This is a genomic window from Hymenobacter amundsenii (assembly GCF_002204745.1).
Lineage (GTDB): Bacteria > Bacteroidota > Bacteroidia > Cytophagales > Hymenobacteraceae > Hymenobacter > Hymenobacter amundsenii.
Map to the genome: position 1 here is coordinate 1 of NZ_NIRR01000119.1, position 459 is coordinate 459.

Genomic DNA, 459 nt, shown 5'->3' on the forward strand with positions numbered 1-459 from the left:
CGTTTGGTTTCCAGGATCGGAAATCTCACCCTATTTGCGGGCGAGCTCAATATTGCCGCTTCGAATAATCCTTTCCTGGCGAAGAAAGCCGCCTACCGAGATGCATGTCCTGCCGACGATAAGTTCAGAGACGACTTTGCGAGTACGAATTTCAGCGGTAACATTATCGATCGCGCGCGTTACTGCTTGGAGCAGATTGAGGCCCGTAGCCACGGCGATCATGCAGAACTAGCGGTACTCGGAGCGGAAGACGTACACGTCGAGCACGTCATACCTCAGAAGATAAAGACTAACAGGTCGAAACAAGAGTTCGGGGATTGGGTCGCGTATCTTGGAGTCAACGCTGAAGTTCTTCATCCGCGTTTGGTTTCCAGGATCGGAAATCTCACCCTATTTGCGGGCGAGCTCAATATTGCCGCTTCGAATAATCCTTTCCTGGCGAAGAAAGCCGCCTACCGA

General features: G+C 51.9%; 1 protein-coding gene. It reads left to right on the plus strand.

The genetic code is table 11. The annotated features are described in order from the left end of the window. The coding region (locus tag CDA63_RS20210) for an HNH endonuclease family protein (protein ID WP_133074301.1) at positions 1-459 on the plus strand (459 nt) is incomplete at both ends.